Annotated in this window: 20 protein-coding genes; 13 read left to right on the top strand and 7 right to left on the bottom strand. The window is 59.9% G+C overall.

What is annotated here, in order from left to right; all coding sequences use genetic code 11:
• Positions 1 to 40: 40 nt before the first annotated feature.
• From LOY38_RS18945 to LOY38_RS18965, 5 genes are all read right to left on the bottom strand, one after another.
• On the bottom strand, positions 41 to 1,027 hold the full coding sequence (locus LOY38_RS18945; RefSeq protein WP_258696550.1) for an alpha-ketoacid dehydrogenase subunit beta: 987 nt from the start codon (positions 1,025 to 1,027) through the stop codon (positions 41 to 43).
• The gene (gene pdhA / locus LOY38_RS18950) at positions 1,024 to 2,007 is read right to left on the bottom strand and encodes a pyruvate dehydrogenase (acetyl-transferring) E1 component subunit alpha (RefSeq protein WP_258696551.1); all 984 of its coding nucleotides are present in this window, start codon (positions 2,005 to 2,007) and stop codon (positions 1,024 to 1,026) included. The genes LOY38_RS18945 and pdhA overlap by 4 nt, the downstream gene beginning before the upstream one ends.
• Positions 2,004 to 3,767, bottom strand: a complete 1,764-nt coding sequence (gene acsA, locus LOY38_RS18955) for an acetate--CoA ligase (RefSeq protein WP_258696552.1) — start codon at positions 3,765 to 3,767, stop codon at positions 2,004 to 2,006. Before acsA ends, pdhA begins: the two co-directional genes overlap by 4 nt.
• A gap of 72 nt (positions 3,768 to 3,839) precedes the next feature.
• A complete protein-coding gene (locus LOY38_RS18960; RefSeq protein ID WP_258696553.1) occupies positions 3,840 to 4,724 on the bottom strand; it encodes a universal stress protein in 885 nt (294 codons plus the stop codon).
• A gap of 216 nt (positions 4,725 to 4,940) precedes the next feature.
• The gene (locus LOY38_RS18965) at positions 4,941 to 5,438 is read right to left on the bottom strand and encodes a BCAM0308 family protein (protein ID WP_258696554.1); all 498 of its coding nucleotides are present in this window, start codon (positions 5,436 to 5,438) and stop codon (positions 4,941 to 4,943) included.
• Positions 5,439 to 5,727: 289 nt separating this feature from the next.
• Here LOY38_RS18965 and groL point away from each other — a divergent pair, with 289 nt between their 5' ends.
• The 3 genes from groL to LOY38_RS18980 all read left to right on the top strand — a co-directional run bounded on the left by groL (position 5,728) and on the right by LOY38_RS18980 (position 9,782).
• Positions 5,728 to 7,344: a chaperonin GroEL gene (gene groL, locus LOY38_RS18970; protein ID WP_258696555.1), complete on the top strand. Its 1,617-nt coding sequence runs from the start codon at positions 5,728 to 5,730 to the stop codon at positions 7,342 to 7,344.
• Positions 7,345 to 7,475: 131 nt separating this feature from the next.
• Complete coding sequence (gene ftsH, locus LOY38_RS18975; RefSeq protein ID WP_258696556.1) at positions 7,476 to 9,302, top strand: ATP-dependent zinc metalloprotease FtsH; 1,827 nt, start codon at positions 7,476 to 7,478, stop codon at positions 9,300 to 9,302.
• A 54-nt stretch (positions 9,303 to 9,356) separates the two neighbouring features.
• Positions 9,357 to 9,782 (top strand): potassium channel family protein, encoded by a 426-nt coding sequence (locus LOY38_RS18980; protein WP_258696557.1) that lies wholly within the window; start codon positions 9,357 to 9,359, stop codon positions 9,780 to 9,782.
• A 16-nt stretch (positions 9,783 to 9,798) separates the two neighbouring features.
• Here the strand turns inward: LOY38_RS18980 and LOY38_RS18985 are convergent, their stop codons facing one another.
• Positions 9,799 to 12,180: a phosphoketolase gene (locus tag LOY38_RS18985; protein ID WP_258696558.1), complete on the bottom strand. Its 2,382-nt coding sequence runs from the start codon at positions 12,178 to 12,180 to the stop codon at positions 9,799 to 9,801.
• A gap of 212 nt (positions 12,181 to 12,392) precedes the next feature.
• Here LOY38_RS18985 and fnr point away from each other — a divergent pair, with 212 nt between their 5' ends.
• The 3 genes from fnr to LOY38_RS19000 all read left to right on the top strand — a co-directional run bounded on the left by fnr (position 12,393) and on the right by LOY38_RS19000 (position 16,143).
• Positions 12,393 to 13,139 (top strand): fumarate/nitrate reduction transcriptional regulator Fnr, encoded by a 747-nt coding sequence (fnr, locus tag LOY38_RS18990; protein WP_258696559.1) that lies wholly within the window; start codon positions 12,393 to 12,395, stop codon positions 13,137 to 13,139.
• A gap of 34 nt (positions 13,140 to 13,173) precedes the next feature.
• On the top strand, positions 13,174 to 14,157 hold the full coding sequence (locus LOY38_RS18995) for a zinc-dependent alcohol dehydrogenase family protein (RefSeq protein WP_258696560.1): 984 nt from the start codon (positions 13,174 to 13,176) through the stop codon (positions 14,155 to 14,157).
• A 168-nt stretch (positions 14,158 to 14,325) separates the two neighbouring features.
• A complete protein-coding gene (locus tag LOY38_RS19000; protein ID WP_258696561.1) occupies positions 14,326 to 16,143 on the top strand; it encodes a sensor histidine kinase in 1,818 nt (605 codons plus the stop codon).
• Between the two features lie 164 nt (positions 16,144 to 16,307).
• Here LOY38_RS19000 and LOY38_RS19005 read toward each other — a convergent pair whose 3' ends face one another.
• Positions 16,308 to 17,126, bottom strand: coding sequence for an aldo/keto reductase (locus LOY38_RS19005; protein WP_309475881.1), 819 nt, complete (start codon positions 17,124 to 17,126; stop codon positions 16,308 to 16,310).
• Positions 17,127 to 17,464: 338 nt separating this feature from the next.
• Between LOY38_RS19005 and LOY38_RS19010 the strand changes: the two genes are divergently transcribed.
• The 7 genes from LOY38_RS19010 to LOY38_RS19040 all read left to right on the top strand — a co-directional run bounded on the left by LOY38_RS19010 (position 17,465) and on the right by LOY38_RS19040 (position 24,122).
• On the top strand, positions 17,465 to 18,253 hold the full coding sequence (locus tag LOY38_RS19010) for an alpha/beta hydrolase (protein ID WP_258696563.1): 789 nt from the start codon (positions 17,465 to 17,467) through the stop codon (positions 18,251 to 18,253).
• Positions 18,254 to 18,532: 279 nt separating this feature from the next.
• Entirely contained in the window at positions 18,533 to 19,510 is a 978-nt protein-coding gene (locus LOY38_RS19015) for an NAD-dependent epimerase (protein ID WP_258696564.1), read from the top strand.
• Between the two features lie 49 nt (positions 19,511 to 19,559).
• Complete coding sequence (locus LOY38_RS19020; RefSeq protein WP_258696565.1) at positions 19,560 to 20,300, top strand: glycosyltransferase family 2 protein; 741 nt, start codon at positions 19,560 to 19,562, stop codon at positions 20,298 to 20,300.
• A complete protein-coding gene (locus LOY38_RS19025) occupies positions 20,297 to 20,575 on the top strand; it encodes a lipid-A-disaccharide synthase N-terminal domain-containing protein (RefSeq protein WP_258696566.1) in 279 nt (92 codons plus the stop codon). Before LOY38_RS19020 ends, LOY38_RS19025 begins: the two co-directional genes overlap by 4 nt.
• A gap of 3 nt (positions 20,576 to 20,578) precedes the next feature.
• Complete coding sequence (locus LOY38_RS19030; RefSeq protein ID WP_258696567.1) at positions 20,579 to 22,099, top strand: glycosyltransferase family 39 protein; 1,521 nt, start codon at positions 20,579 to 20,581, stop codon at positions 22,097 to 22,099.
• Entirely contained in the window at positions 22,096 to 23,031 is a 936-nt protein-coding gene (locus LOY38_RS19035; RefSeq protein WP_258696568.1) for an SdiA-regulated domain-containing protein, read from the top strand. The genes LOY38_RS19030 and LOY38_RS19035 overlap by 4 nt, the downstream gene beginning before the upstream one ends.
• A gap of 341 nt (positions 23,032 to 23,372) precedes the next feature.
• Positions 23,373 to 24,122 (top strand): SDR family oxidoreductase, encoded by a 750-nt coding sequence (locus tag LOY38_RS19040; RefSeq protein ID WP_258696569.1) that lies wholly within the window; start codon positions 23,373 to 23,375, stop codon positions 24,120 to 24,122.
• Position 24,123: the final 1 nt, after the last annotated feature.

Consider the following 24,123-nt stretch of genomic DNA (forward strand, 5'->3'; position numbering starts at 1 on the left):
CCCTCCTGGCCCGATACCTGGACGCGGCACAGGCACGCCATCACGTTGCAGTTCCTTCGCACAGCTCATGCGCGGCGGCGACGATCGTCGACACTTGTGGCAGCGCGGCGTCTTCAAGATGCCGGGGATAAGGCATCGGCACTTCGGCGCTGCACACCCGTGCTGGCGGTGCATCCAGCTCGAAAAAGCCCTGTTCGACGATCCGCGTGATGATTTCCGCTGCCAGGCTGCCGCTGCGCCAGCCTTCATCGACGACGAGGGCACGACGGGTTTTGCAGACCGACGTCATGATTGTGGTGTCATCCAGCGGGCGCAGAACCCGCAGGTCGATGACTTCACAATCAATGCCCTCCCCGGCCAGTTGCTCAGCCGCTGTCAGGGCCTTGCCGAGTGTGCCGCCATACGTAATCAGGGTCAGGTCGTGGCCGACTCGGCGGACCTTGGCGGCACTGATGTCCAGAGCCTTCCAGTCGCCGGTATCACCTTCCATGTTGTAGAGCTGGGCGTGTTCGAAAATCAGCACCGGGTCCGGATCCAGCAGCGCAGGCCAGAGCATGCCGCGTGCATCCTCGACGGTCGCCGGGGCGAGAATTTTCAGCCCGGGGATATGCGCATACCAGCCTTCGAGACTGTGCGAGTGTTGCGCCGCGAGCTGACGTCCCGCGCCCGTCGCCATGCGCACCACCAGAGGAACCGAGAATTGTCCGCCGGACATATGCCGCAGGGCAGCGGCCGTATTCATCAGAGGATCAAGGGCGAGCAGGCTGAAATTCACGGTCATGATTTCTACGATCGGCCGCATGCCCCCCAGCGCCGCCCCGATACCAGCCCCCACGAAGCCCAACTCGGACAATGGCGCGTCTCGGATGCGCTCCGGGCCGAAGGCTTCAAGCAGCCCCAAAGAGACGGCATAGCTGCCACCGTAACGACCGACGTCTTCTCCCATCAGAAATACCCGTGGGTCGCGTTGCAACGCTTCACGCAGTGCCTCGCGCAATGCTTCGCGGTAGGTCATGCGAGCACTCATGGCGCAGCCCTCGGGGTGTAGACATCACGAGACAGATCCTCCAGCGGTTCCAGGCTACCGCTTTCGGCATAAGCGACGGCGGCCTCCACTTCAGCGTCCACCTGGGCCAGGATCGCCAGAAAACCGGGCTCGTCCAACAGGCCTTGCGCCTTTAGCCGGGCGCTGTAGGTGTGAATCGGTCCGCGGGTCTTCCACTGCTCCACCTCAGCCTTGTCGCGATACAGCTGCGGGTCGAACATCGAGTGGGCGCGAAACCGATAGGTACGAAACTCCAGGAAAAAAGGCCCGCGCCCGTGCCGGATGTGTTCAACCGCCTCCTGGGTGGCTTGGTACACCGCGACCACATCCATGCCATCGACAGACCGGGTCTGGACCTTGTACGCCGAGGCTTTGGCACACAGGTCGGTTTGCGACTGCGAACGCTCCAGGGCCGTGCCCATGGCATAGAGGTTGTTCTCGCAGCAAAACAGCATCGGCAACTGCCACAAGGCGGCCAGGTTGATCGACTCGTGAAACGCCCCTTCCGCCATGGCACCTTCACCGAAAAAGCACGTGGAGAGCCGTGATCCACCCTGCATACGCTCGGCCAGCGCCAGGCCGACGGTGAGTGGCAAGCCGCCGGCCACGATGGCATTGCCGCCGAAGAAACGTGTGCCGGCATCGAACAGATGCATTGAGCCGCCGCGCCCTCGCGAGCAGCCTTCCTGGCGCCCATACATCTCGGCCATGATGGTCTTCATGGGCACTCCCTTGATCAGGGCATGGCCATGTTCGCGATACGTCGCAACCACCGCATCGTCGGCTGCCAGTGCATGCAGAACGCCGACAGCGACCGCTTCTTCACCGATGTACAGGTGCAGGAAGCCACGGATCTTGCCCTCGCCATACAACTCGCCGGCGCGCTCCTCAAGGCGGCGGATGCGCACCATGTCCCGCAGCAAGTCGAGAGAAAAGTCCTTGGGCAACGATTGAAGGCTCATGACGGATTCTCCAGGCTGGAAATATCGCCTTCTGGCAAACCCAGCTCCCGAGCCTTGAGCAGACGTCGCATGAGCTTTCCACTGCGGGTGTGAGGAAGTGCCTGCATGAACGCCAGTTCCTTTGGCGCGACCACGGCGCCGAGACGCTTGCGTCCATGGCCCAGCAACTCATCGTGCAGGGCCTGACTGGCGGTGAATCCACTCTTGAGCGAAACAAACGCTTTCACGGTTTCACCCAGCAGAGGATCGGGCTTGCCAATCACGGCGGCCTCGGCCACGGCCGGATGTTCCATCAGCGAGCTTTCCACCTCGAACGGGCCGATCAGGTGCCCGGCCGACTTGATGACATCGTCGCCGCGACTGACGAACCAGAAATAACCATCGGCATCGCGACGCACCAGATCGCCACTGAGGTACCACTCACCGACAAAACTCTGTCGATAACGCGCCTCTTGCCCCAGGTAAGTACGAAACATCGCGGGCCATGGTCGTTTCAGCGCCAGTTCACCGACTTCATTTTCCTTAAGAAACACCAGCGTACCGTCCGCCTTGCGCTCGATAATGGCCGCCTCGACGCCGGGCAAGGGTTTGCCCATGGAGCCCGGTTTAATGGCCATCGAGACCGTGTTGGCAATCATGATTCCGCCGGTTTCAGTCTGCCACCAGTTGTCGTGGATCGGCAGCCCCAACACCTCTTTGCCCCACCAGACAGCCTCGGGGTTGAGCGGCTCGCCGACACTGGCAACAAAGCGCAGACAGGGGAAGCGATGGCTGCGCGCCAAGGCGTCTCCGGCTTTCATCAAGAGACGAATGGCCGTCGGCGCCGTGTACCAGACCGTTACCCGTTGTTTTTCGAGAATCCGGTACCAGCGTTCGGCATCGAATTCGTTGCCCTCGACCACACTGGTTACCCCTATCAGCAGCGGCGCGAAAATCCCGTATGAAGTCCCCGTGACCCAGCCCGGATCGGCGCTGCACCAGTAAATATCTTCAGGGTGTAAATCCAGGGCGTATTTAGCAGTGACCCGGTGCGTCAGCGCGGCGCCGTGCACATGCAACACTCCTTTGGGGGTGCCGGTCGTGCCGCTGGTGAAATGTAAAAGTGCGGGGCTGTCGATCGTTGTCCGGGCGATGTCGAAATCGTCAGCGGCTGACGCCAGCAATCGATGTACGCTGAGGGTGCCCTCCACAGCGTTCGTATCCTCACCCTCGGCGTCGCACAGCAGCACATGCTTGAGTGCCGGCAAACGCTCACGAATGGGCGCGATCTTGCGTCGATAAAGGGTTGCGCTGGTCAAAAGTACACTGCCCTCACCAAGACGCATCCGGGTTTCAATGGGCTCGGGGCCGAACGCGCAGAATAACGGCGAAACCACGCAACCGAGCTTCAAGCCACCGAGCACGCCCAGATACAGTTCCAGCCCTTGGCCACAGAGCACAAACAAGCGTTCGCCGGGGGCCACGCCCAATGTTTTCAGCACATTGGCAAATCGGTTGGTCAGCGTGCTCAGTTGCCCGTAGCGGATGTCGCGGTGCCCGCCATGGCGATCGAGAATGCGCAACGCCGTATGTTCACGCCCCCCTCCCATCGCATGCCGATCCACCGCCTCATAGGCGAGGTTCATGCCGCCCCCTGGCAACCCGGCCAATTCAAGCGCCTCCACTTGCCATGAAAAGGCTGCGCGGGCTTGTTCGCTTTCCAGCCAATTGGGCTTTTTCGGCAAATTGGCGAGTTTCTTTGTGATCATCGGCAAATGCATGGGCTTCACCTCAACGGCTGTTCATCACAACTCGTCACCCAGGGGGGTGATCAACCGTGAACGGGGCCGTCCCTAAACCGCCAGGACGCTGCAAGGCACCTGATACAGAATATGTTCGGTCGTACTGCCCACAAGCTTGTTCAAGCCATGCGACTGGACTCTACCCATCACAATCACATCCACCTGATGTTCGTTGGCAAACTCACTCAGCGCCGAGACGGGGTTCCCCAGAATGAAATGCCGACGGTCAGAGGCCACACCGTACCGACCGGCCAGCGCCAGGAACGATTTTTCCAGTTCTTTACGCAACTGCTTGGTCAGGTCCGACAGCGTCAGACCACCGCCGCCCATATCGCCCAGATAGTCTGTGATGTCGCAGGCGTACAGCAGGTGCAACTCGGCATTGCACTGCAGCGCGAGGCCATTGGCCTGCTGGATGATCCGGTCATTCAGCTCTCTGTCGGAATCGGTACCCGAAGCGTCGACCGCGGCCACGATCTTGTGCGGCAAGGTATGGCCACTGCCGCCCACCAGATAGACCGGCACCGGACAGTGGCGCAGCAAGTGCCAGTCCAGCGGGGTGAAGAATGCGCGCTTGAGTGCCGACTCATGCTGAACCTCCTTGATCAACAGGTCGGGCTGCATTTCCGTGACGTGATCCAGAATGTCCTGCTGCAGGTCATCGGCCCAGGCCACCTCCGTCGTCACCTCGATCCCCCGACCACGGATATTTTTTGCCTGGTACGTCAACCAATCGCGATGGTCCTGCAGGTAATTCTCTCGCGCCGTTTCCCGCACGCCCTCTTCAAGCAGCGACAGAATGTCCAACGATTTTATCAAGGCAGCGATATGCAAACGTGCCCCGCTGGCCTTGGCCAGGGCCGCCGCATGTTGTATTGCGGGAGAGTGGCGCAGGGCCGGGTTGATGATCAATAACAACCGTTGATACTGGCTCATGATCTGACTCCAGGCAGGTGGGGTTCAACACGCCATGGCCTGTTGCGAGGGCGCGGTCGTTGCGCCCTCGCTGGATCAGGCACCAGCGTCTACCCAGACTCCTCCGTTGGAATCACTTTGGCGTTGATATAAATCAACTACCTTCGCCGGGCAGGCTACCTGCCGCACCCTGCCTGATGAGCATGAAACAAATCAGTATTCCACCCTCGCCCGATTCTACTCGTCACGCGTCCAGTCGATGTTCACCCCGAACTCATCATCGCTGTACTGATAATCGGCGTGCCCTTTGAAGGCTGCTTTCAGTGCATGGCCCAGGCGGTTCGCGAGATGGATGCCCGTGGTGGTGACAACCAGCGCGCCTTCGGAGTCGGTGAGGCTGATGATGCGCTCCAGGGCATGCTCCGCTTTTTCCTTTTTCTCGGTGTTTTCGATCAGGTTGATGATTTCGTTTCGATGCTCGAGCAAGAAACTGCCCGATAGCGTGAGCGTACCCGCCGGCTTGTTGTCATTGGTACGCTGACAGGCTGGGCAGATCACCATTTGCGCGTCATGAACCACCGTGCTTTCAGGAATCTTACAAGTCCAGTTGCCCGCCTGATAAGCGGCCCCACACTGCGGGCAGACGGCAGAACCTTCGATTTTCGGCAAGCGATAAGGATCATGGGCGGGTGTTTTGAACAGCTGGTTTTTCTGACTCTGCTGATACTTGTCCATGGTCTTTCCTCGCAAATGACTTGGATAAAAATCCCACGCGAAACTGTGTTTTCAAATCGCCCCCCCCTTCCAGTCAGGCCCATTGAAAACACCGTGGATTTGAAGATTTCATTTGGGCCCGGTTTGCTGTGGCTCAGGTTGATATTTATCAACTCGGGCCAACAACCAACGGTCGATCATCCGAACGGTACGTACTGTGGCTTTGTTGATAAAAATCAACGCTGAACATGCCATTTCATAGAAGCTGAAAAGACGCACATGTCGTTGAACTCTTCAGGAGAACAACCTGATGGCCCACACTAAAATCCTGTTTCGTGCTGCCGCTCGCGAGAAAATCCTGAGTGGCGCCACACAGCTGGCGGACGCTGTCCGGGTGACCCTGGGACCGAAATCGAAATCGGTGTTGATTCAGAATAAATGGAGTAATCCGACGGTCTGCAACGACGGCGTGACGATTGCCAAACGGATCGATCTGCTGGACCCCGAAGAGAATCTGGGTGCGCAAATGCTGCGGCAAGCGGCGGAACGCACCGGCGAAGCCGTAGGGGACGGGACCAGCACATCAACGGTTCTGGCCCATGCAATCCTGGCCGACGGCATCCGCAATGTCGTCGCCGGCGCCAGTGCGATCGACCTCAAGCGCGGCATGGACCGGGGGTTTGCTCTGGTCATGCAATCACTGCTGGCACAGTCGCGCCCGGTCAGCACGCCCAAGGAAAAAGCCCAGATTGCCACGCTTTCGGCCCATAACGACGCGGTCATCGGTCAGCTGGTGGCCGACGCTCTGGAAAAGGTCGGCATTGAAGGTGTCGTCAGTGTCGAAGAGTCCAAGACCACCGAAACAGTGGTCGAGGTCATGGAAGGGATGCGCCTGGACCGCGGTTACGTCTCGCCCTACTTCGTGACCGATACCGAGAAGATGCAGGTTGAACTCGACGATGCCTACCTGCTGCTCTGTGACCATAAGATCGGCGTGCTCAAAGACCTGCTGCCATTGCTGGAATTGATTGCCAAAAGTGGTCAACCACTGGTCTTGATCGCCGACGACATAGAGGGCGAAGCGTTGACCACGTTGGTGGTCAACCAGATTCGGGGGGTATTGCGTGCGGTGGCGATCAAGGCGCCAGGCTTTGGTGATCGACGCAAGGAAATGCTTCAGGACATTGCCGTTCTGACTGGTGCCACCGTGGTGTCCAGTGAGTTGGGCATCAACCTCGACCAGGTGGATCTGAGCCAGTTGGGGCAGGCCCATCGAGTCGTGGTGCAAAAAGACAGCACGGCGCTGATTGGCGGCGCAGGTACACGCGAGGCTATCGAGGCGCGCCTGCAACAGATCCGCGTGCAAATGGACAACACCACCAGCGATTACGACCGGGAAAAACTTCAGGAACGCCTGGCAAGGCTGTCTGGTGGCGTGGCGGTGATCCGCGTCGGTGCGCCTTCCGAAGCTGAAATGAAAGCGCGCAAGGATGCACTCGACGATGCGATTTCCGCGACCCGGGCGGCGATCGCCGAAGGCATTGTTCCGGGTGGCGGTCTGGCGCTGCTCAAGGCTGTGCCGATGATCGCAGCCGAGGAAGCCAGCCATGAGGGCGATGTCAAAACCGGCCTGCAGATTCTGCGTCGGGCTTTGGAAGCACCGGCCCGGTTCATCGCTGAAAACTCGGCAGTGGATGCCGGCGTGGTCATCGCCCGCATGCTCGCGGAACCTGGCAACGTGGGCTTCGATGCGGCGACCAATTGTTATGTCGACATGTACGAAGCCGGCATCATCGACCCGACCAAAGTGGTGCGCATTGCCCTGGAAAATGCCGTGTCGGTTGCCAGTGTTCTGCTGCTCACCGAGGCGACCATGACGGATATTCCAGAAAAGGAATCGCCTGCCCAGCCATCATTTCCTGAATGACCGGCACGAGGTGAGGTGATCTGTGCACATCATCCGGCGCCCTGCGCGAGGGAGAAGCTGAAGCAGGCTATCTTTATTAAATGGGTTGGCCGCGGGCTTACCGATATGCGTTCCCACTCTGAGCCAAGGCCATGAAAAAGAACGACCAGTGGAACCTGTCCTACTTGGCGATTGCTTTTATCGTCATGGGCCTCATGCAGGTCTTCTTTGTCGAGCGCCAGGCCGTGCAGCCCCTCCCCTACAGCCAATTCCTGCAATTGTTGAGCGAGCAAAAAGTCAGTGACTTGCAGATCGACAAGGACCGGATCAGCGGCAAATTGGTGGAACCCATCGACGGACGCGACCGGTTCTCCACGGTGCGGGTCGATCCGGCGTTGGCGACCGAACTGTCCCAATCGGGCGTCGGTTTTACCGGGGTCAACGAAAACACCTTTATGAACAGCCTGTTGGGCTGGTTGTTGCCGTTCATGATGATCATGGTGTTCTGGCATTTCCTGTTTCGCGGGATGGCGGAAAAACAAGGCCTTGGCGGGCTGATGAATGTCGGTAAGTCCCGGGCCAAGGTCTTTGTCGAACGCGACACCGGGGTGACCTTCGCCGATGTCGCGGGCATCGACGAAGCCAAGGCCGAACTGGTGGAAATCGTCTCGTTCCTCAGGGACAAGGCCCGATACGCACGCCTGGGCGCACACATCCCCAAGGGCACCTTGCTGGTGGGCCCGCCAGGCACCGGCAAGACCCTGGTGGCCAAGGCCATCGCCGGTGAAGCCGGTGTGCCGTTTTTCTCGATTTCGGGGTCCGAGTTCGTCGAAATGTTCGTCGGGGTCGGTGCGGCACGGGTCCGCGACCTGTTCGAACAGGCCCGGCAGGCGGCACCCTGCATCATCTTCATCGATGAACTCGACGCACTGGGCAAGATGCGCGGCATCGGCGTGTTAGGCGGCAATGACGAAAAAGAACAGACCCTCAACCAGTTACTGGCCGAGCTGGACGGCTTCGATCCCCGTGAAGGCGTGGTGTTGCTGGCCGCCACCAACCGGCCTGAGGTCCTCGATCCGGCGCTGTTGCGGGCCGGCCGCTTCGACCGGCAGATTCTGATCGACCGCCCCGATCGCAAAGGGCGGCAGGCGATTCTTAAGGTTCATCTGAAGAAAATCACCGTGGAACCAAGCCTCGATAGCGCGCGTATCGCCGAAATCACCACCGGTTTCACCGGCGCCGACCTGGCCAACCTGGTGAACGAAGCAGCCATCGTCGCCACCCGGCGCGGCGCCGATGCGGTCAGTCTGGACGACTTCACTGCGGCGGTGGAACGCCTCATCGCGGGGCTTGAACGCAAGAGCAGCCTGCTCGATCCCGACGAGCGCCGGGTGGTGGCCTATCATGAGATGGGGCATGCCCTGGCCGCCAGCAGCCTGCCGGCCATGGACCCGGTCCATAAAGTCTCGATCGTGCCCCGCGCCATCGGCTCGCTGGGATATACCTTGCAGCGACCGACCGAGGATCATTTCCTCATCAGTTGCCAGACGCTCAAGGACCGGATCGTCGTGCTGATGGCCGGGCGCGCCGCCGAGGACCTTGTCTATGGCCAGATTTCCACCGGGGCCGCCGACGATCTGGTCCGCGCGACCGATATCGCCCGGCAACTGATCACCCGCTTCGGCATGAGCCCCGAGCTCGGACAGTCGGTGCTGGAGAAGCAAACCTCAACGTACCTGGGAGATCGCATGGCCACGATGGGCGAAAAGGATTATTCGGAACAGACCGCTCGGGAAATCGACCTGGGTATTCGTGCCCTGCTCGATGAAGCCTACCAACGGGCCAAGGCGCTGCTCCAGAGTCGTCGGGCCGACCTGGACGAAGGTGCTCGCCTGTTGCTGGAAAAGGAAACCCTCACGCCCGAGGAGTTTCCACCGCTGATGCCATTCAAGCCCACCCCGGCATTACCGGCACCGTGACGCACCGATCAATCGCCCGCAGATTGCCCCCGCCCTTATCGCTGAAGGCTCATCATGTTCGCAGTCACGCTAATCAACACGTTGGTGGTGGTCGTCACAGTGGTGATCCATTACGAATGCCTGCTGCGCCTGAACGATTGGCTGCCCAGGCTCAAACTCTGGAGTCGCTTTCGGATCGTCGTCGGGGTGTTCGGCGCGATGCTGGCCCATGCGATAGAAGTCTGGTGTTTCGCGCTGGTCTATTACCTGCTGATCCGCTCCGGTGAATGGGGCAGCCTGAGCGGCAATTTCGACGGCACGTTCATGGACTGCGTGTACTTTTCCTTCACCACGTTTACCACCATCGGTTTCGGCGACATTTCACCCATGGGAAACCTCAAGTACCTGACCGGGCTGGAGGCGCTGACGGGGCTGGTGCTGATCTCCTGGACCGCCTCGTTTCTGTTTCTGGAGATGCAGAAATACTGGAAGAGCAAATAGTGCCCGGCGCCTGCCGTCAACCCCGATTGTCCGGCGCAGGCGTCCATTGCCACTGCATCACTTCAGGCATGTCCTGCCCGTGTTCGATGAGGTAAAGCTTGTGTTTCTCCATCGTCGCCCAATAGCGCGCCCGGGCAGTCTGGAGTTGATCGTGCAGCCGGGGCACGCGCTCGATGACATCCAGGGCCAACTGATACCGATCCAGATTATTGAGCACCGCCATGTCGAACGGTGTGGTGGTCGCCCCCTCGTCCTTGAACCCGCGAACATGGAAGTTTTCATGATTGGTGCGCTTGTACAGCAGCCGGTGGATCAGCGCGGGGTAGCCGTGGAAAGCAAAGATCACCGGCCGGTCGACAGTGAACAGTTCATCGAAGGCGCTGTCGGGCAAACCGTGGGGATGGTGGTACGACGGCTGCAGGACCATCAGGTCGACGATATTGATCACCCGCACCCGCAAATCCGGCACGTATTCGCGCAGCAAAGTGACTGCCGCCAGGGTTTCCAGGGTCGGAACGTCGCCGGCACAGGCCATCACCACGTCCGGATCGCTGTCATCCCGGCAGGCCCAGTCCCAGCGCCCGATACCGGCCTGGCAATGACGAATGGCGGCATCGATGTCCAGCCACTGCCACTCCGGTTGCTTGCCGGCCACGATCACGTTGATGTAGTTACGGCTTCTGAGGCAGTGATCGGCCACTGACAGCAGGCAATTGGCATCGGGCGGCAGATAGATCCGGACCACGTCCGCCGTTTTGTTCGCCACCAGATCGATGAAGCCAGGGTCCTGGTGGGAGAAGCCATTATGGTCCTGGCGCCAGACATGGGAGGTGAGCAAATAGTTGAGCGAGGCAACGGGTTTGCGCCATGGCACTTCGGCGGCGGTTTTCAGCCATTTGGCATGCTGGTTGAACATCGAGTCGACGATGTGGATGAACGCCTCGTAACAGGAAAACACGCCATGCCGGCCGGTCAGCAAATAGCCTTCGAGCCAGCCTTCGCACACCTGTTCGCTCAGAATCTCCATCACCCGGCCATCGGTCGCCAGGTTGACATCATCAGGCCCCAGCGGCTCCATCCACGCCTTGGCACTGACTTCGTACACCGCATCCAGCCGGTTCGAGGCGGTTTCGTCCGGGCCGAACAGGCGAAAATTGCTCGACGTCAGATTGCACTTCATCACGTCGCGCAGAAACCGGCCCAGCACCCGCGTGGCCTCTGCCCGCAGGCCACCGGGCGCCTCGACGTTCACCGCATACTGGGTGAACCGTGGCAGATCCAGCGCGCGCAACAGCAGCCCACTGTTGGCGTGGGGGTTGGCGCTCATTCGCCGATGACCGGTGGGCGCCAACGCGGCGATCTCGGGCAACAAGGTGCCATTGGCGTCAAACAATTCGTCAGGTCGGTAACTACGGAGCCATTCCTCCAGTTGCCGCAAATGCTGCGGTTGCTGGAAGTCGGCCAAGGGCACTTGATGCGCACGCCAAGTGCCTTCGACCCGCAGGCCATCGACGAATGTCGGCCCCGTCCAGCCCTTGGGCGTGCGCAAGATCAGCATCGGCCACAGGGGCCGCTCCAGCGTCCGGGACGGCGATCGTTGACGCGCGACCCGCTGAATCTCACGAATCTCCAGCACCATGGTGTCCAGCGTTCTGGCCAGGGCTTGATGAACCTCTGCCGGGTCATCGCCTTCGACAAAATACGGATCGTAGCCGTAGCCGTACATCAACGCCGACAACTCCTCCTCGCTGATGCTGGAGAGCACCGTGGGATTGGCGATCTTGTACCCGTTCAAGTGCAAAATCGGCAGCACGGCGCCGTCACGCGCCGGGTTGAGGAACTTGTTGGAATGCCAGCTGGCCGCCAGCGTCCCGGTTTCCGCCTCGCCGTCGCCAATCACACACGCCACTATCAGGTCGGGATTGTCGAACGCGGCACCGTAGGCATGGGCCAGGCTGTAGCCCAACTCGCCCCCTTCATGGATCGACCCCGGGATCTGCGCCGACACATGACTGGAAATGCCGTAGGGCCAGGAAAACTGCCGAAACAGTCGGGCCAGGCCGTTGGTATCGCGCCCCACCGACGGGTAGAACTCGGTGTACGTTCCTTCCAGGTAGGTCTGCGCCACGATGGCCGGTCCACCATGCCCCGGGCCGGCGATGAAGATCATGTTCAGGTCGTAGGCCGTGATCAGACGATTGAGGTGCGTATAGATCAGGTTCAACCCCGGCGTCGTGCCCCAGTGCCCCAGTAGCCGTGGCTTTACATCCGCCAGCGTCAGCGGCACCTTCATCAGCGGGTTGTCCTTGAGGTAAATCTGCCCGACCGCCAGGTAATTGGACGCTCGCCAGTAGGCATCCAGCCCTTCCAGTTGCTCGGCACTCAGAAATTCGCTCATGACGTCCTCCGCCAGGGCCTCGGTAAACCGCAAGGCATGCCTCGATTCTGGGACTCTGCACCGCGCAACACTTGATTTACATCAAGTCTCGCGCCGCCCGTCCCGGCTCAACGGGGACAGGCCTTTTCCCGCTCATCGACTCCATCTGTAAACGCCCGATTGAAACGGTGATCCGAACTATGCTTTAAGCCACCATCAGAGGGGCTTACGCAATGCCTGAAACCCGGCCGTATCAACATCATTATCTGAAAGCCGCGTGTTCCAATTGCAGCGTTCTGGAGTTGTGTCTGCCGATTGGCATGACCAGCCACGAAGTCGAACGGCTGGATACTCTGATCACTCAGCGTGTAAAGGTTAAAAAAGGCGCAGCCCTGTACCGGGCCGGCGATCCGTTGCGCTCGCTTTACGCGGTACGGATCGGTTCATTCAAGACCAGCATGCTGTCGGTCGACGGCCGCGAGCAAGTGACCGGTTTTCAGATACCCGGCGAAATGCTCGGTCTGGACGCCATCAGCGACGATCGGCACGCCTGCAGCGCCTTTGCCCTTGAGGACAGCGAAGTCTGCCCCCTGCACTACGCGCAACTGGAGAAACTCGCCCAGGAGCTGCCCTCACTGCAACACAACATGAACAAGCTCCTGAGCCGGGAAATCGTGCGTGATCACAGCATGCTCATGATGATGGGCAACATGAACTCCGATGAACGCCTGGCCGCCTTCCTGCTGAACCTGTCGCAACGGCTGAGCATTCGGGGGTACTCGTCCAGAGACTTTGTGCTGAAGATGCGGCGCGAAGAGATTGGCTCTTATCTGGGCCTGCGCCTGGAGACCATCTGTCGGGGCATTGCTCATCTGCGGGATCTGGCACTGGTCGAAATTTCCGGGCGTAACGTCAAAATCCTGGATCTGGACGGGCTCAAGCAACTCGTCGCCGGCTGTCACCGGGAGCCGCCCCTCTGACACCTTGCGGTGCATTGGCTTGTGGAGAATCGTCATGCGCGCCATGGTTTTACATAGCCCCGGCCAGCCGCTGCAACGCGAAGAACGTCCTGTTCCGCGACCCGGCGCGCACCAACTGTTGATCAAGGTTTTGGCCTGTGGCGTGTGCCGCACCGACCTGCATCTGCTGGACGGTGAGTTGCCACAAGCGGTGTTGCCGCGGGTGCCGGGCCATGAAATCGTCGGTGAAGTGACGGCGGTGGGGGCCGACGTCACGCCCGACTGGATTGGCAAGCGCGTCGGGGTTCCCTGGCTTGGCTGGACGTGCGGTGAGTGCACGTTCTGCTGCTCGGGCCGGGAGAACCTCTGCGACCGGGCACAGTTCACCGGCTGTCATCTGGATGGCGGTTATGCCGACTACACAGTTGCCGACGCTCACTTCTGTTTCCCCATCCCGGACGCGCTCCTGGCGACCGAAGCCGCACCGCTGCTATGTGCCGGGCTGATCGGTTTTCGCGCCTTGCAAATGGCCAAAGGCGCGCGCCACCTGGGCCTCTATGGCTTCGGCGCGGCGGCGCATCTGGCAATTCAGGTGGCGCGAGGCCGGGGGCAGCAGGTGTACGCCTTCACTCGCCCGGGCGACAGCGAGGGCCAGGCCTATGCCCGAACCCTGGGAGCTGCGTGGGCAGGCCCCTCGGATCAGCCACCGCCACACCCGCTCGACGCCAGCCTGATCTTCGCCCCCGTCGGTGCGCTGGTGCCCCTGGCGCTGGAAGCCACCGTCAAGGGCGGCTGCGTGGTTTGCGCGGGCATCCACATGAGCGACATCCCCGGTTTCCCTTATCGACTGCTGTGGGGCGAACGCAGCGTCCGCTCGGTAGCGAACCTGACCCGCGAAGATGGCACGGCGTTTTTTGAAGAGCTGCGTCATACGCCCGTGCACAGCGACGTCACCTGTTTTACCCTGGACGATGCCAATCAGGCGCTGGCAAGCCTGAGGGCCGGTCAGGTCAAAGGAGCGATTGTGCTCATCCCCTGACGTTCGCCCCAGCCATTCGGTGTTTTTTCCGGCACCGTCCGCCAACAACGCTAGGCTTACGGATGATGTGGCGATTGCTCGCCATTTTGCAGGGAGCGCAAAAATGGAATTCATTAACCGTTGGCAGCCTCTCTCTCAGGATGGCCTGTATGAGGGAGGAACGCCGCCATGAAGATTTCTAACCATTACAAATGGCCTGCCTTGGCCACCATTGCGCTGACCCTCTTCAGCGTACTGATATTTTTGCTGATCAAATCCTATTCGTACGACACATCGACCTACTTCGAGTCACGCGACTTCGTTCGTCAACTCAAGCAATACGATGCCAACTGGAACGTGAAAATCCTGCGGGCCAAAATCGGCCTGAACAACAACCTGCTTCTGGTGGCGCCTCCTGAAGCGGAACAGCGATGGGCGCAGCTCGATAGCCTCAACGCTGCCGGCCCTCTCTCGACCCTTTGGCAAACTCGACGGCAGGGTTATCTGGATGCGGTAGAAAACAAGATCCAGTTGGTTGAGCAATTCAAACAACACAACACGGCCTTGCGAATTTCACTGGATGCCCTGCCCGAGCTGGAAGATGGCATTCAGGCGCTGCGCGAAGATGTCAACGACAAGCTCCCGTTGGTGCATGCGGCGGCGGCCTCACTGGTGTTCGATGTTACGTTGGACACCCTTGAATACGCCCTCTATGTCTCCGACGAAAGGGCTGAGGAAATCTCTGAACATCTGAAAGCTTTGAATGAATACATCCATCAACTGCCGCCTGAACAGCGCCTGCCTTTCACCGCATTTGTAGGCGCCGTGAATGCCACCGTTCGAGAGCAGCCCATCGTCAATGACTTGCTTGATCGCATCAGCGTCATTCCGGTCGCACAGCAACTGGACAGCATCAACGAGTTATTGAACGAGACACAACGGCGCACCGGCGCGACAGATCGCCAATATCACCTTTACCTGGGGATATGCGCCGGCATCATGGCGCTTCTGTTGTTGTACCTGGCCGCCCGCCTGATTCGCAGTTATGCGGTGATCAACAAGATGAACAATGAATTGCAGACGGCAAACGAGCGACTGGAACAACGTGTCGAGGAGCGTACCCGCAAACTGCTGGAAGCCGAGCGCGAGTTGGTCGATGCCGCGCGGATGGCCGGCATGGCGGAGATCGCGACCAATGTGCTGCACAACGTCGGTAATGTGCTGAACAGCGTTAACGTCTCTGCAGATTTGATCACCCGCAAATTGGCGGCCAGCAAAACACTTGGCCTGGGCAAAGCGGTAAACATGATGAACGAGCACGCCCAGGACCTGGGGCAGTTCATCACGCTCGATGAAAAAGGCAAACTGCTTCCCGTTTACCTCAATCAACTGGTCAACTCCATCGCGGCCGAGCAAGCGAGCATCGTTGACGAGCTGTCGCAACTCACCAAAAGCATCGATCACATCAAGGACATCGTCGCCACCCAACAGGCCTATGCCGGCGCCGCCAGGCTGGTCGAGCCGCTGAACGTCATCGATCTGTTCGAAGATGCGTTACGCATGAATTCCGGTGCCTTGAGTCGGCACCATGTCACCGTCACCAAAGACTATCAGGCCACACCGACCATCATCGGCGACAAGCACCGACTGCTGTTGATCCTGATCAATCTGATCAGCAATGCCAAGTACGCGATGTCCAAGGTCAGCGACCGGCAGCGCCATATGACACTGGGCGTCAAGATTATCGATAACACAACGCTGCGCTTCAGCGTAGAGGATCAGGGCGAAGGGATTGCTGCCGAGAACTTGACCCGCATCTTCAATCACGGTTTCACCACACGCAAGGAAGGTCATGGTTTTGGCCTGCACAGTTGTGCGCTCGCGGCGGTAGAGATGAACGGGCGCCTTCGCGTCCATAGCGACGGACCCGGTCAGGGGGCACTGTTTACCCTGGAGATTCCGCTGGAAACGGCGGACGCATTGCAGACTGCCCAGGCCCTGCAATGACGTCGCCCTGGCCAGTTAAGCGCAATCCATGTGGGAGCGAGCCTGCTCGCGAATACGGTGTGTCAGGCAACATTAATGTCGACTGATAATCCCTCTTCGCGAGCAGGCTCGCTCCCACAGGTTCCGCATTTGGCATTGGTCGCCCCGCTACTTTGTCAACACGACTACCCCACCAGGGCAATCAACTGCTGGCGCTGTGCATCCGTCAGCATTGGGCCTCCACCCGCACCGGCGTTTTCCGCCATGTAGCGCGGGTTGTGGGTGCCGGGGATGACACAGGTCACAGCCGGATGAGCCAGCACAAACTTGAGCGCCAGTTGCGCCCAGCTGTTGATCCCCACTTGCGCAGCCCATCCCGGTAACGGTTTGCCTTTCAATCGAGCGAGCAAGCCACCTCCGCCGAAAGGCCGATTGCAGATCACCGCCACGCCGCGCTCGCGGCACAGCGGCAGGATTCGTTTCTCGACGGTGCGGTCGTCCAGTGCATAGTTGATTTGCAGGAAGTCCATCGGCTCGGCTTGCAACACCGCTTCCACTTCGTCATACGCCGACGCCGTGTAATGGCTGATGCCGATGTAGCGAATGCGCCCTTCTGCCTTCCATTGACGCAGGGTCGGCAGATGGGTTTTCCAGTCCAGCAGGTTGTGAATCTGCATCAGATCGATACGGTCGGTTTGCAACAGCTTGAACGACTGCTCCATCTGCGCAATGCCTTCTTCGCGGCCACGGGTCCAGACTTTGGTGGCCAGGAAGGCAGGTGAGCGAGGCTGATGGATCGATAGCAACTCACCGGTCGTCTGCTCGGCGCGACCGTACATGGGCGAGCTGTCTATTACCTTTCCCCCCTTCTCGAACAACGCGTTGAGAACGGCGGGCAGATGCTTGTAAGCGGGACTTGAAGGCTCGACATCAAAGCCGCGATAAGTGCCCAACCCGACAATGGGTAACGGCTCGTTGCTGGAAGGAATGGCTCGGGTCAGCATGTTCTTGCCTCCTGTTTCCGTCGACGGCGTCGATGCAGCAAAGGCTGGATCGAAGGTGAGGACCGCCGAAGCACCGGCAGCCAGCGTGAGTATTCTTCTGCGGGTGAAAACAGCCATGGGTATGGGCCAATGCCAGTCAGTGAAGCACAACCCCTGTGGGAGCGGGCTTGCCCGCGAAAGCGGTGTGTCAGGCGACATCAATGTTGACTGTGACGCCGTCTTCGCGGGCAAGCCCGCTCCCACAGATTCCGCACCGCGGCTCTCCTGTACAGCTGAAATTACTGAACTACACTTTGGCGGCGCTCCAGCAATAGCTGTCTCAAGGCCCAAAGCAGTCCATGTCGTCCACTAAACTTAGCCGAATGTCGCGAACCCTGGCGTCTCTCTTCGCTTTCATTGCCATTGCATACCTGCTGCTCTGCGCCGCGCTGTTCGTGTTTCAACGCGCCCTCATCTACTACCCGCAACCACGCGCCATCGACGCACCCGAAACGCTTCTTGCATTGTCAGTCGCCGACGCGCAGGTGCTGGTGACCGTCAGGCCGCACGACGGCCCGAAGGCGTTGATCTACTTCGGCGGCAATGCCGAGGACGTTTCCCGCAGCCTGCCCCCCTTCTCGCAGGCTTTTGCAGATCATGCAATCTACTTGCTTCATTACCGAGGCTACGGTGGCAGTTCCGGGTCGCCTTCCGAGGAGGCGATTCAGCGCGATGCCATGACCTTGTTCGACTGGGTCTACAACACCCATCCCACTATCACCGTGGTCGGGCGCAGCCTGGGTTCGGGCGTTGCCGTGCGCCTCGCCAGCCAACGCCCGGCCTCGCGGCTGATTCTGATCACGCCCTACAACAGCCTTGAAGACCTCGCCGCCCGCCAGTTCCCCTGGTTCCCGGTGAAGTGGCTGTTACAGGAAAAATTTGAATCCTGGAAATACGCCGCCCACATCACGGTCCCGACGCTGTTGGTGGTGGCCGAGCACGACGAAGTCATACCACGCTCAAGCACGGACCAGCTCTACACGCATTTCGCCAAAGGTGTGGCCTCGCTGCAGGTCATACCGGGCACGGACCACAACACGATTTCCGAGAGCGCTCAATACCTGAAGATGCTGGGTGCCGCGTTGTGAGGGCCATCACAACCGAAGGCCTATAAGGAGGCGGTCATAAAATCGAAATAACCACTTGACATTTTTTTTACAACTCAGCGGGCAGGGTATAGGGCTGCGAGTTCTGCGGCTCATGATGAGCATTGCGCAGGCCTATAACAAAACAATGGAGCAAGGCATGGAGCCTACGGTGGCATCGACTCAAAAAAATACGTTGATCAGCGAACACTTACAGGGGGTTGTCATGCAAAGGCGTCCTTTGCGCAGGATGGGGATCAGTCGCACACAGGCGCAGGCCTCATGACGGTTCTGGTCACTGGCGCCGCCGGTTTCATCGGGTATCACACCGTCAAGCGTTTGTGTCGCGAAGGCCTTGAAGTGGTCGGTATCGACAATCTCAACGACTACTACAGCGTGGAACTCAAACACGCCCGGCTCAAGGAGCTGGAATCGTTGCCGGGCTTTCGCTTCCAGGCCCTGGATATCGTCGACAAACCGGCCTTGATGGCGTTGTTCCAGGCCCATGCCTTTACCGAGGTTGTGCACCTGGCCGCCCAGGCGGGTGTTCGCTATTCACTGGATAACCCGGACGTCTATGCGCAGTCCAATCTGGTAGGTTTTCTGAATGTGCTGGAAGCGTGCCGGCACCATCGCCCCGCCCATCTGATCTATGCCTCGAGCAGCTCGGTGTACGGCACCAACAGCAAAATGCCGTTCAGCGTCGAAGACGCCGTCGATCATCCCATTTCGCTGTATGCCGCCAGCAAACGAGCCAATGAACTGCTGGCGCACAGCTATTGCCACCTCTATGGCCTGAGAGCCAGCGGTTTGCGCTTTTTTACCGTTTACGGGCCTTGGGGGCGCCCCGACATGGCGCTGTTCAAGTTTACCGAGGCGATCATCAAAGGCTTGCCGATCGACATCTATAACCATGGCCAGATGTCGCGGGATTTCACCTACGTCGACGACATCGTCGAAAGCATCGCCCGCCTGCGCTCCAAGCCACCCGTGCCGAACGAGCCAGGCGATGGCGTAAACCGGATTTTCAACATAGGCCGCGGCCAGCCAGTGCCGCTGCTGGAGTTCGTCGACTGCCTGGAGTCCGCGCTGGGCATCAAGGCCCAACGCAACTTCATGCCGCTACAGGCAGGCGATGTGATCAAGACCTGGGCCGATATTTCGGCACTGGCCGAGTGGGTCGACTTCCGTCCTCAAGTGACGGTTGAGACAGGCGTGGCGGAATTTGTGAAGTGGTATCGCCACTTCTATCAGATATGAAACGTGAGCCCTTGATAAATAAAAAACCAAGGAGCAAGGGGGGGACTCTATGAACCAAGACATTTTTGTATCTGTATTGATTCCAGCAAAGAACGAAGCGAACAACCTCAAACCGTTACTTGAGGAAATCCGCGTCGCATTGGCCGACGAGGCCTACGAAATCATTGTCGTGGACGATGGCAGCACCGATTCCACCCTGCATGAACTGCGGCAGCTGAAAAACAGCGGCCTGGATGCGTTGCGCATCCTGCGCCATGAGCGCTCGCTGGGGCAAAGCACCTCGCTCTACCACGCGGCGATCGCCGCCCGGGGGCAATGGCTGGCCACGCTTGATGGCGACGGTCAAAACGACCCCGCGGACATCCCCGGGATGTTGGCGCTGGTGCGTGGTGAACAGGGGCTGGTAGACGTTCAACTGGTGGCCGGGCACCGGGTCAACCGCCGCGACACCGCGAGTAAACGCTGGGCCTCGCGTTTCGCCAACGGGCTGCGCAGCCGCCTGCTCAATGACGCGACCCCGGACACCGGCTGCGGGCTGAAGTTGATCGAGCGCGCGGCGTTTCTGCGCTTGCCGTACTTCGACCACATGCATCGGTTCATTCCCGCGCTGATCCAGCGTCACAACGGCCGAATGATCGTCCACCCGGTCAACCATCGGCCTCGCACCGCCGGGGTGTCCAAATACGGCAACATCGACCGCGCCCTGGTGGGCATTCTCGACCTGTTCGGCGTGTGGTGGCTGATCAAACGCACGCGGTTGAACACCAACGCACAGGAGATCGAAGGATGAACGTCTCCCGCGAAACCCTGTGGCTGGTGGTCGGCTTCGCTGGCCAGATTGCCTTTACCGGTCGCTTCGTCTTGCAGTGGCTGTTCAGCGAATACAAAAAACGCAGCGTGATTCCGGTGAGCTTCTGGTATCTGAGCATTGTCGGCAGCGCCCTGCTGCTCGCTTATGCCATTTACCGGGAAGACCCGGTCTTCATCGCCGGCCAGGCCTTTGGCTCCATCGTCTATTTGCGCAATTTGCAATTGATTGCCCGCAGCAAACACCTGAAGGACTGAGCCATGCGTAAAACCCTGTCGCCCGGCATCGAATGCCTGGGCCTGGTGCTGCTTGCCTTGCTATTGATCGGCGCTGGCCTGGGGCTGCGTCAACCGCAGAACGTGGACGAGGAACGCTTCCTCGGCGTAGCCCTGGAAATGCTGCACAACGGCTCATGGTTCATCCCCCACCGCGCCGCGGAGATCTATGGCGACAAGCCGCCGGTCTTCATGTGGATGGTGGCGTTCTTCGCGTGGCTCACCGGCCTGCCCGCCCTCGCCCTGTATATTCCGGGGCTGTTGTCGGCCGCGACGGTCACGGCCGTGGTCTACGACCTGGGCCGCCGGCTGTGGAATCAGCGCATTGGTCGAATAGCGGCGCTGTTGTACCTGGCCACGTACCAGACTTACAGCATCCTGCGTACCGGCCAGATCGACAGCCTGTTGATTCTGTTCACGTCCCTGGGCCTGTACGGGCTGGCGCGGCACCTGCTGCTCGGGCCGGCCTGGCGCTGGTTTTATGTGGGTTGCGCCGCCATGGGCATTGGCGTGATCACCAAAGGGGTCGGCTTCGTCCCGGTCCTGATGTTGATTCCGTATGCCTACGCAGTGCGCAAAAACTGGTCCGGCGTGGTGGCCATGCCCGGCCAGAAGCGCAAGTGGTTCCTGGGCTTTGTGGTTGCGCTCGGCGCCATCGCGGTCTGGCTGCTGCCCCTGGCACTGTCCATCGTGCTCAATGGCACCGCGGATGAAATCGCCTATGCGCGGGAAATCCTGTTGCGCCAGACAGCGGCACGCTATGCCGCCGCGTGGGACCATCGCGAACCGTTCTGGTACTTCTTCGTCAACGTGATCCCGCAATACTGGTTGCCGTTGGTGCTAACCCTCCCGTGGCTGGTACCGGCCTGGCGCAAGCAACTGCGCAAGCACGACGGTCGAGTGCTGGTGCTGCTGGGCTGGGTGGTGCTGGTGGTGCTGTTTTTCTGCCTGAGCAGCGGCAAGCGCAAGTTGTACATCTACCCGGCATTGCCAGGGCTGGTGCTGGTGGCGGCGCCGCTGATTCCCTGGCTGCTCAAGCGCTGGTTCGGCAAGCGCCCGCGCGGTATGCGGGTATTCCAGGCGCTGGTGGTGACCTGGTTTGTTCTGTGGTTCGCCCGCGGTTTCATCGAGCCGATCAAGGAAGGCCCCAACCCCCATGAAGCGATCATGGCGCAGGCGGCGACCATGACCCACGGCGCCGATCTGGTGTTGGTCAACTGGCGCGAGGGCCACTGGTTATTCGCCCGGCAGCCGATCGTGCATTTCGGGATGAGCAACTCCTCGGTCGAACAAGCAGCGCAGTGGCTGCGCGAACACCGTGACGCCTACGCCTTGGTCCCGGATGAAGTGCTGGGCCAGTGTTTCAATCCCCAGGCCGCCCATGAGCTGGGCGAAACGTCTCGCGCGCAATGGTCGATCGTGGGCGCCGATGCCGACAACGGCAAATGCCAGCCCGGACAACCCGCAAAGGTCTATCGCTTCAGCTGGAACAAGGACAAGTCATGAGCAAGAAATGGAAGCTGGGACTATTTTTCATTGTTGTACTGCTTGGTGTCTACGCGGTTTCCGCACGTTTCATGGTCCACCAGCAGCTGTATGCGTACGGGAAAAACCTCTGGCATGGTAATCAGGCGCCCGACAAAAATATCTGGCTGCCGGACTATAAAGCCGTTATCCAGGCCAAGCCTGTCGCGGACATCACCAATTTGTCCGGTATCGCCTATGACCCGGACCACGATCGTCTGCTGGGTATCACCAATGGTGCGCCCATGCAGATAGCGGCAATGAGCCGCAACGGCGATCTGCTCGAACGTTACCCGCTGATCGGCTTCCAGGACACCGAAGGCCTTGCTTACATAGGCAACGGACGCGTAGTGATCGCCGATGAAGAGTTGCAGCGACTGTACGTCGTCACCTTGCCGGACAGCCCTGGCCCGATCCACGTGGAGAACGCCCCATTTGTCGCCGTCGAGATCAACCTGAGCGAGCACAACAAAGGCTTTGAAGGCGTGACCTATGATGCGGCCAATGATCGTATCTTCGCGATCAAGGAACGCGATCCGCGGCAGCTGTTTACGGTCACGGGCATGCTGGCGTCCATCGGCGGCCCATTGCAGGTCCGCATCAAGGACTTGACCCACTGGATCGACCGTAGCGTCTTCGGCCTGGACCTTTCCGAGGGTTATTACGATCCGCGGACCGGTCACTTGTTGATACTGAGCCAGCAGTCCTACAACCTGACCGAACTGGACCAGGACGGCAACTTCGTCAGCTTCCGCTCCCTGCTCGGCCTGAATGACCTCAAAAAAACCATACCGCAAGCCGAAGGCATGACCATGGACACCTCCGGCGAGCTCTACATTGTGAGCGAGCCCAACCTGTTCTACCGGTTCAGCAAATCGAAGGCAGCAGTGGCGGAGAATCAGCAGAAGCAATAATGGGTTTTGTGCTGGATGGGCTGGCCTCATCGCGAGCAGGCTCGCTTCCACAGGGGATATGCAGTGAATCCACTTTTTGTGATCGCCGCCGATCAAATGTGGGAGCGAGCCTGCTCGCGATGGGGCCCGCAAAAACACCCTCCAACTTCCGGCCACACCACCGGAGTAACGGCGGTTGCGACCACCTATCGGACAACTTCCCGACCCTTGCGCCATTGAGCAGATTCCGGGGCTTTAATGGTTGCAGGACTCCAAGCCAGCCCCCCAACCCGACCAGAAAAACGACGCTCAAGCGGGGCTGACACACCGCAACCCATTGCGCACGCATCGGGAGACTCGTCATGAAAATCGTCGTGATTGGCGGTACTGGGCTGATCGGCAGGCAGCTCTGCAAAAACCTGCAAGACCTGGGGCATGAAACCCTGGCAGCGTCACCGAGCACCGGCGTCAACGCCCTCACCGGCGAGGGCTTGCAAAACGCCTTGCAAGGCGCCGACGTGGTGGTCGACGTGGCCAACTCGCCCTCCTTCGAAGACGCTGCCGTGCTCGATTTCTTCGAAACCTCCGGGCGTAACCTGCTCGCCGCCGAAAAAGCCGCCGGGGTCAAACACCATGTCGCGCTGTCGGTGGTCGGCACCGAGCGCATGCTCGACAGCGGTTACTTCCGGGCGAAAATGGCCCAGGAAACACTCAACAAGGACTCAGGCATTCCTTACACAATCCTGCGGGCCACGCAGTTCTTCGAGTTCATCGGGGCCATTTCGTACTCGGGCGTGCAGGACGGCGACTCCGTGCGGTTGACCTCCGCCGCGTTGCAGCCGATTGCCGCATTCGATGTCGCGACGGCGCTGGCGAAGATCGCCGTGCAAGCGCCGAGCAATAACACCCTGGAAGTGGCCGGGCCTGAGCGCTGGCCGCTGGTGGAGTTCGTGCGCTTGTTCTTGCAACACACCAACGATCCGCGCCAGGCCCAACCGGACGACGCGGTCCCCTACTTCGGCGCGCCGATCGATGACCACTCGCTGACGCCGGGAGAACACCCCATCGTCGGGCCGACGCGCTTCGAAACCTGGCTCAAGAGCAACACGTGAC

This window comes from Pseudomonas sp. B21-015, assembly GCF_024749285.1.
In the GTDB taxonomy this organism is placed as follows: Bacteria; Pseudomonadota; Gammaproteobacteria; order Pseudomonadales; family Pseudomonadaceae; genus Aquipseudomonas.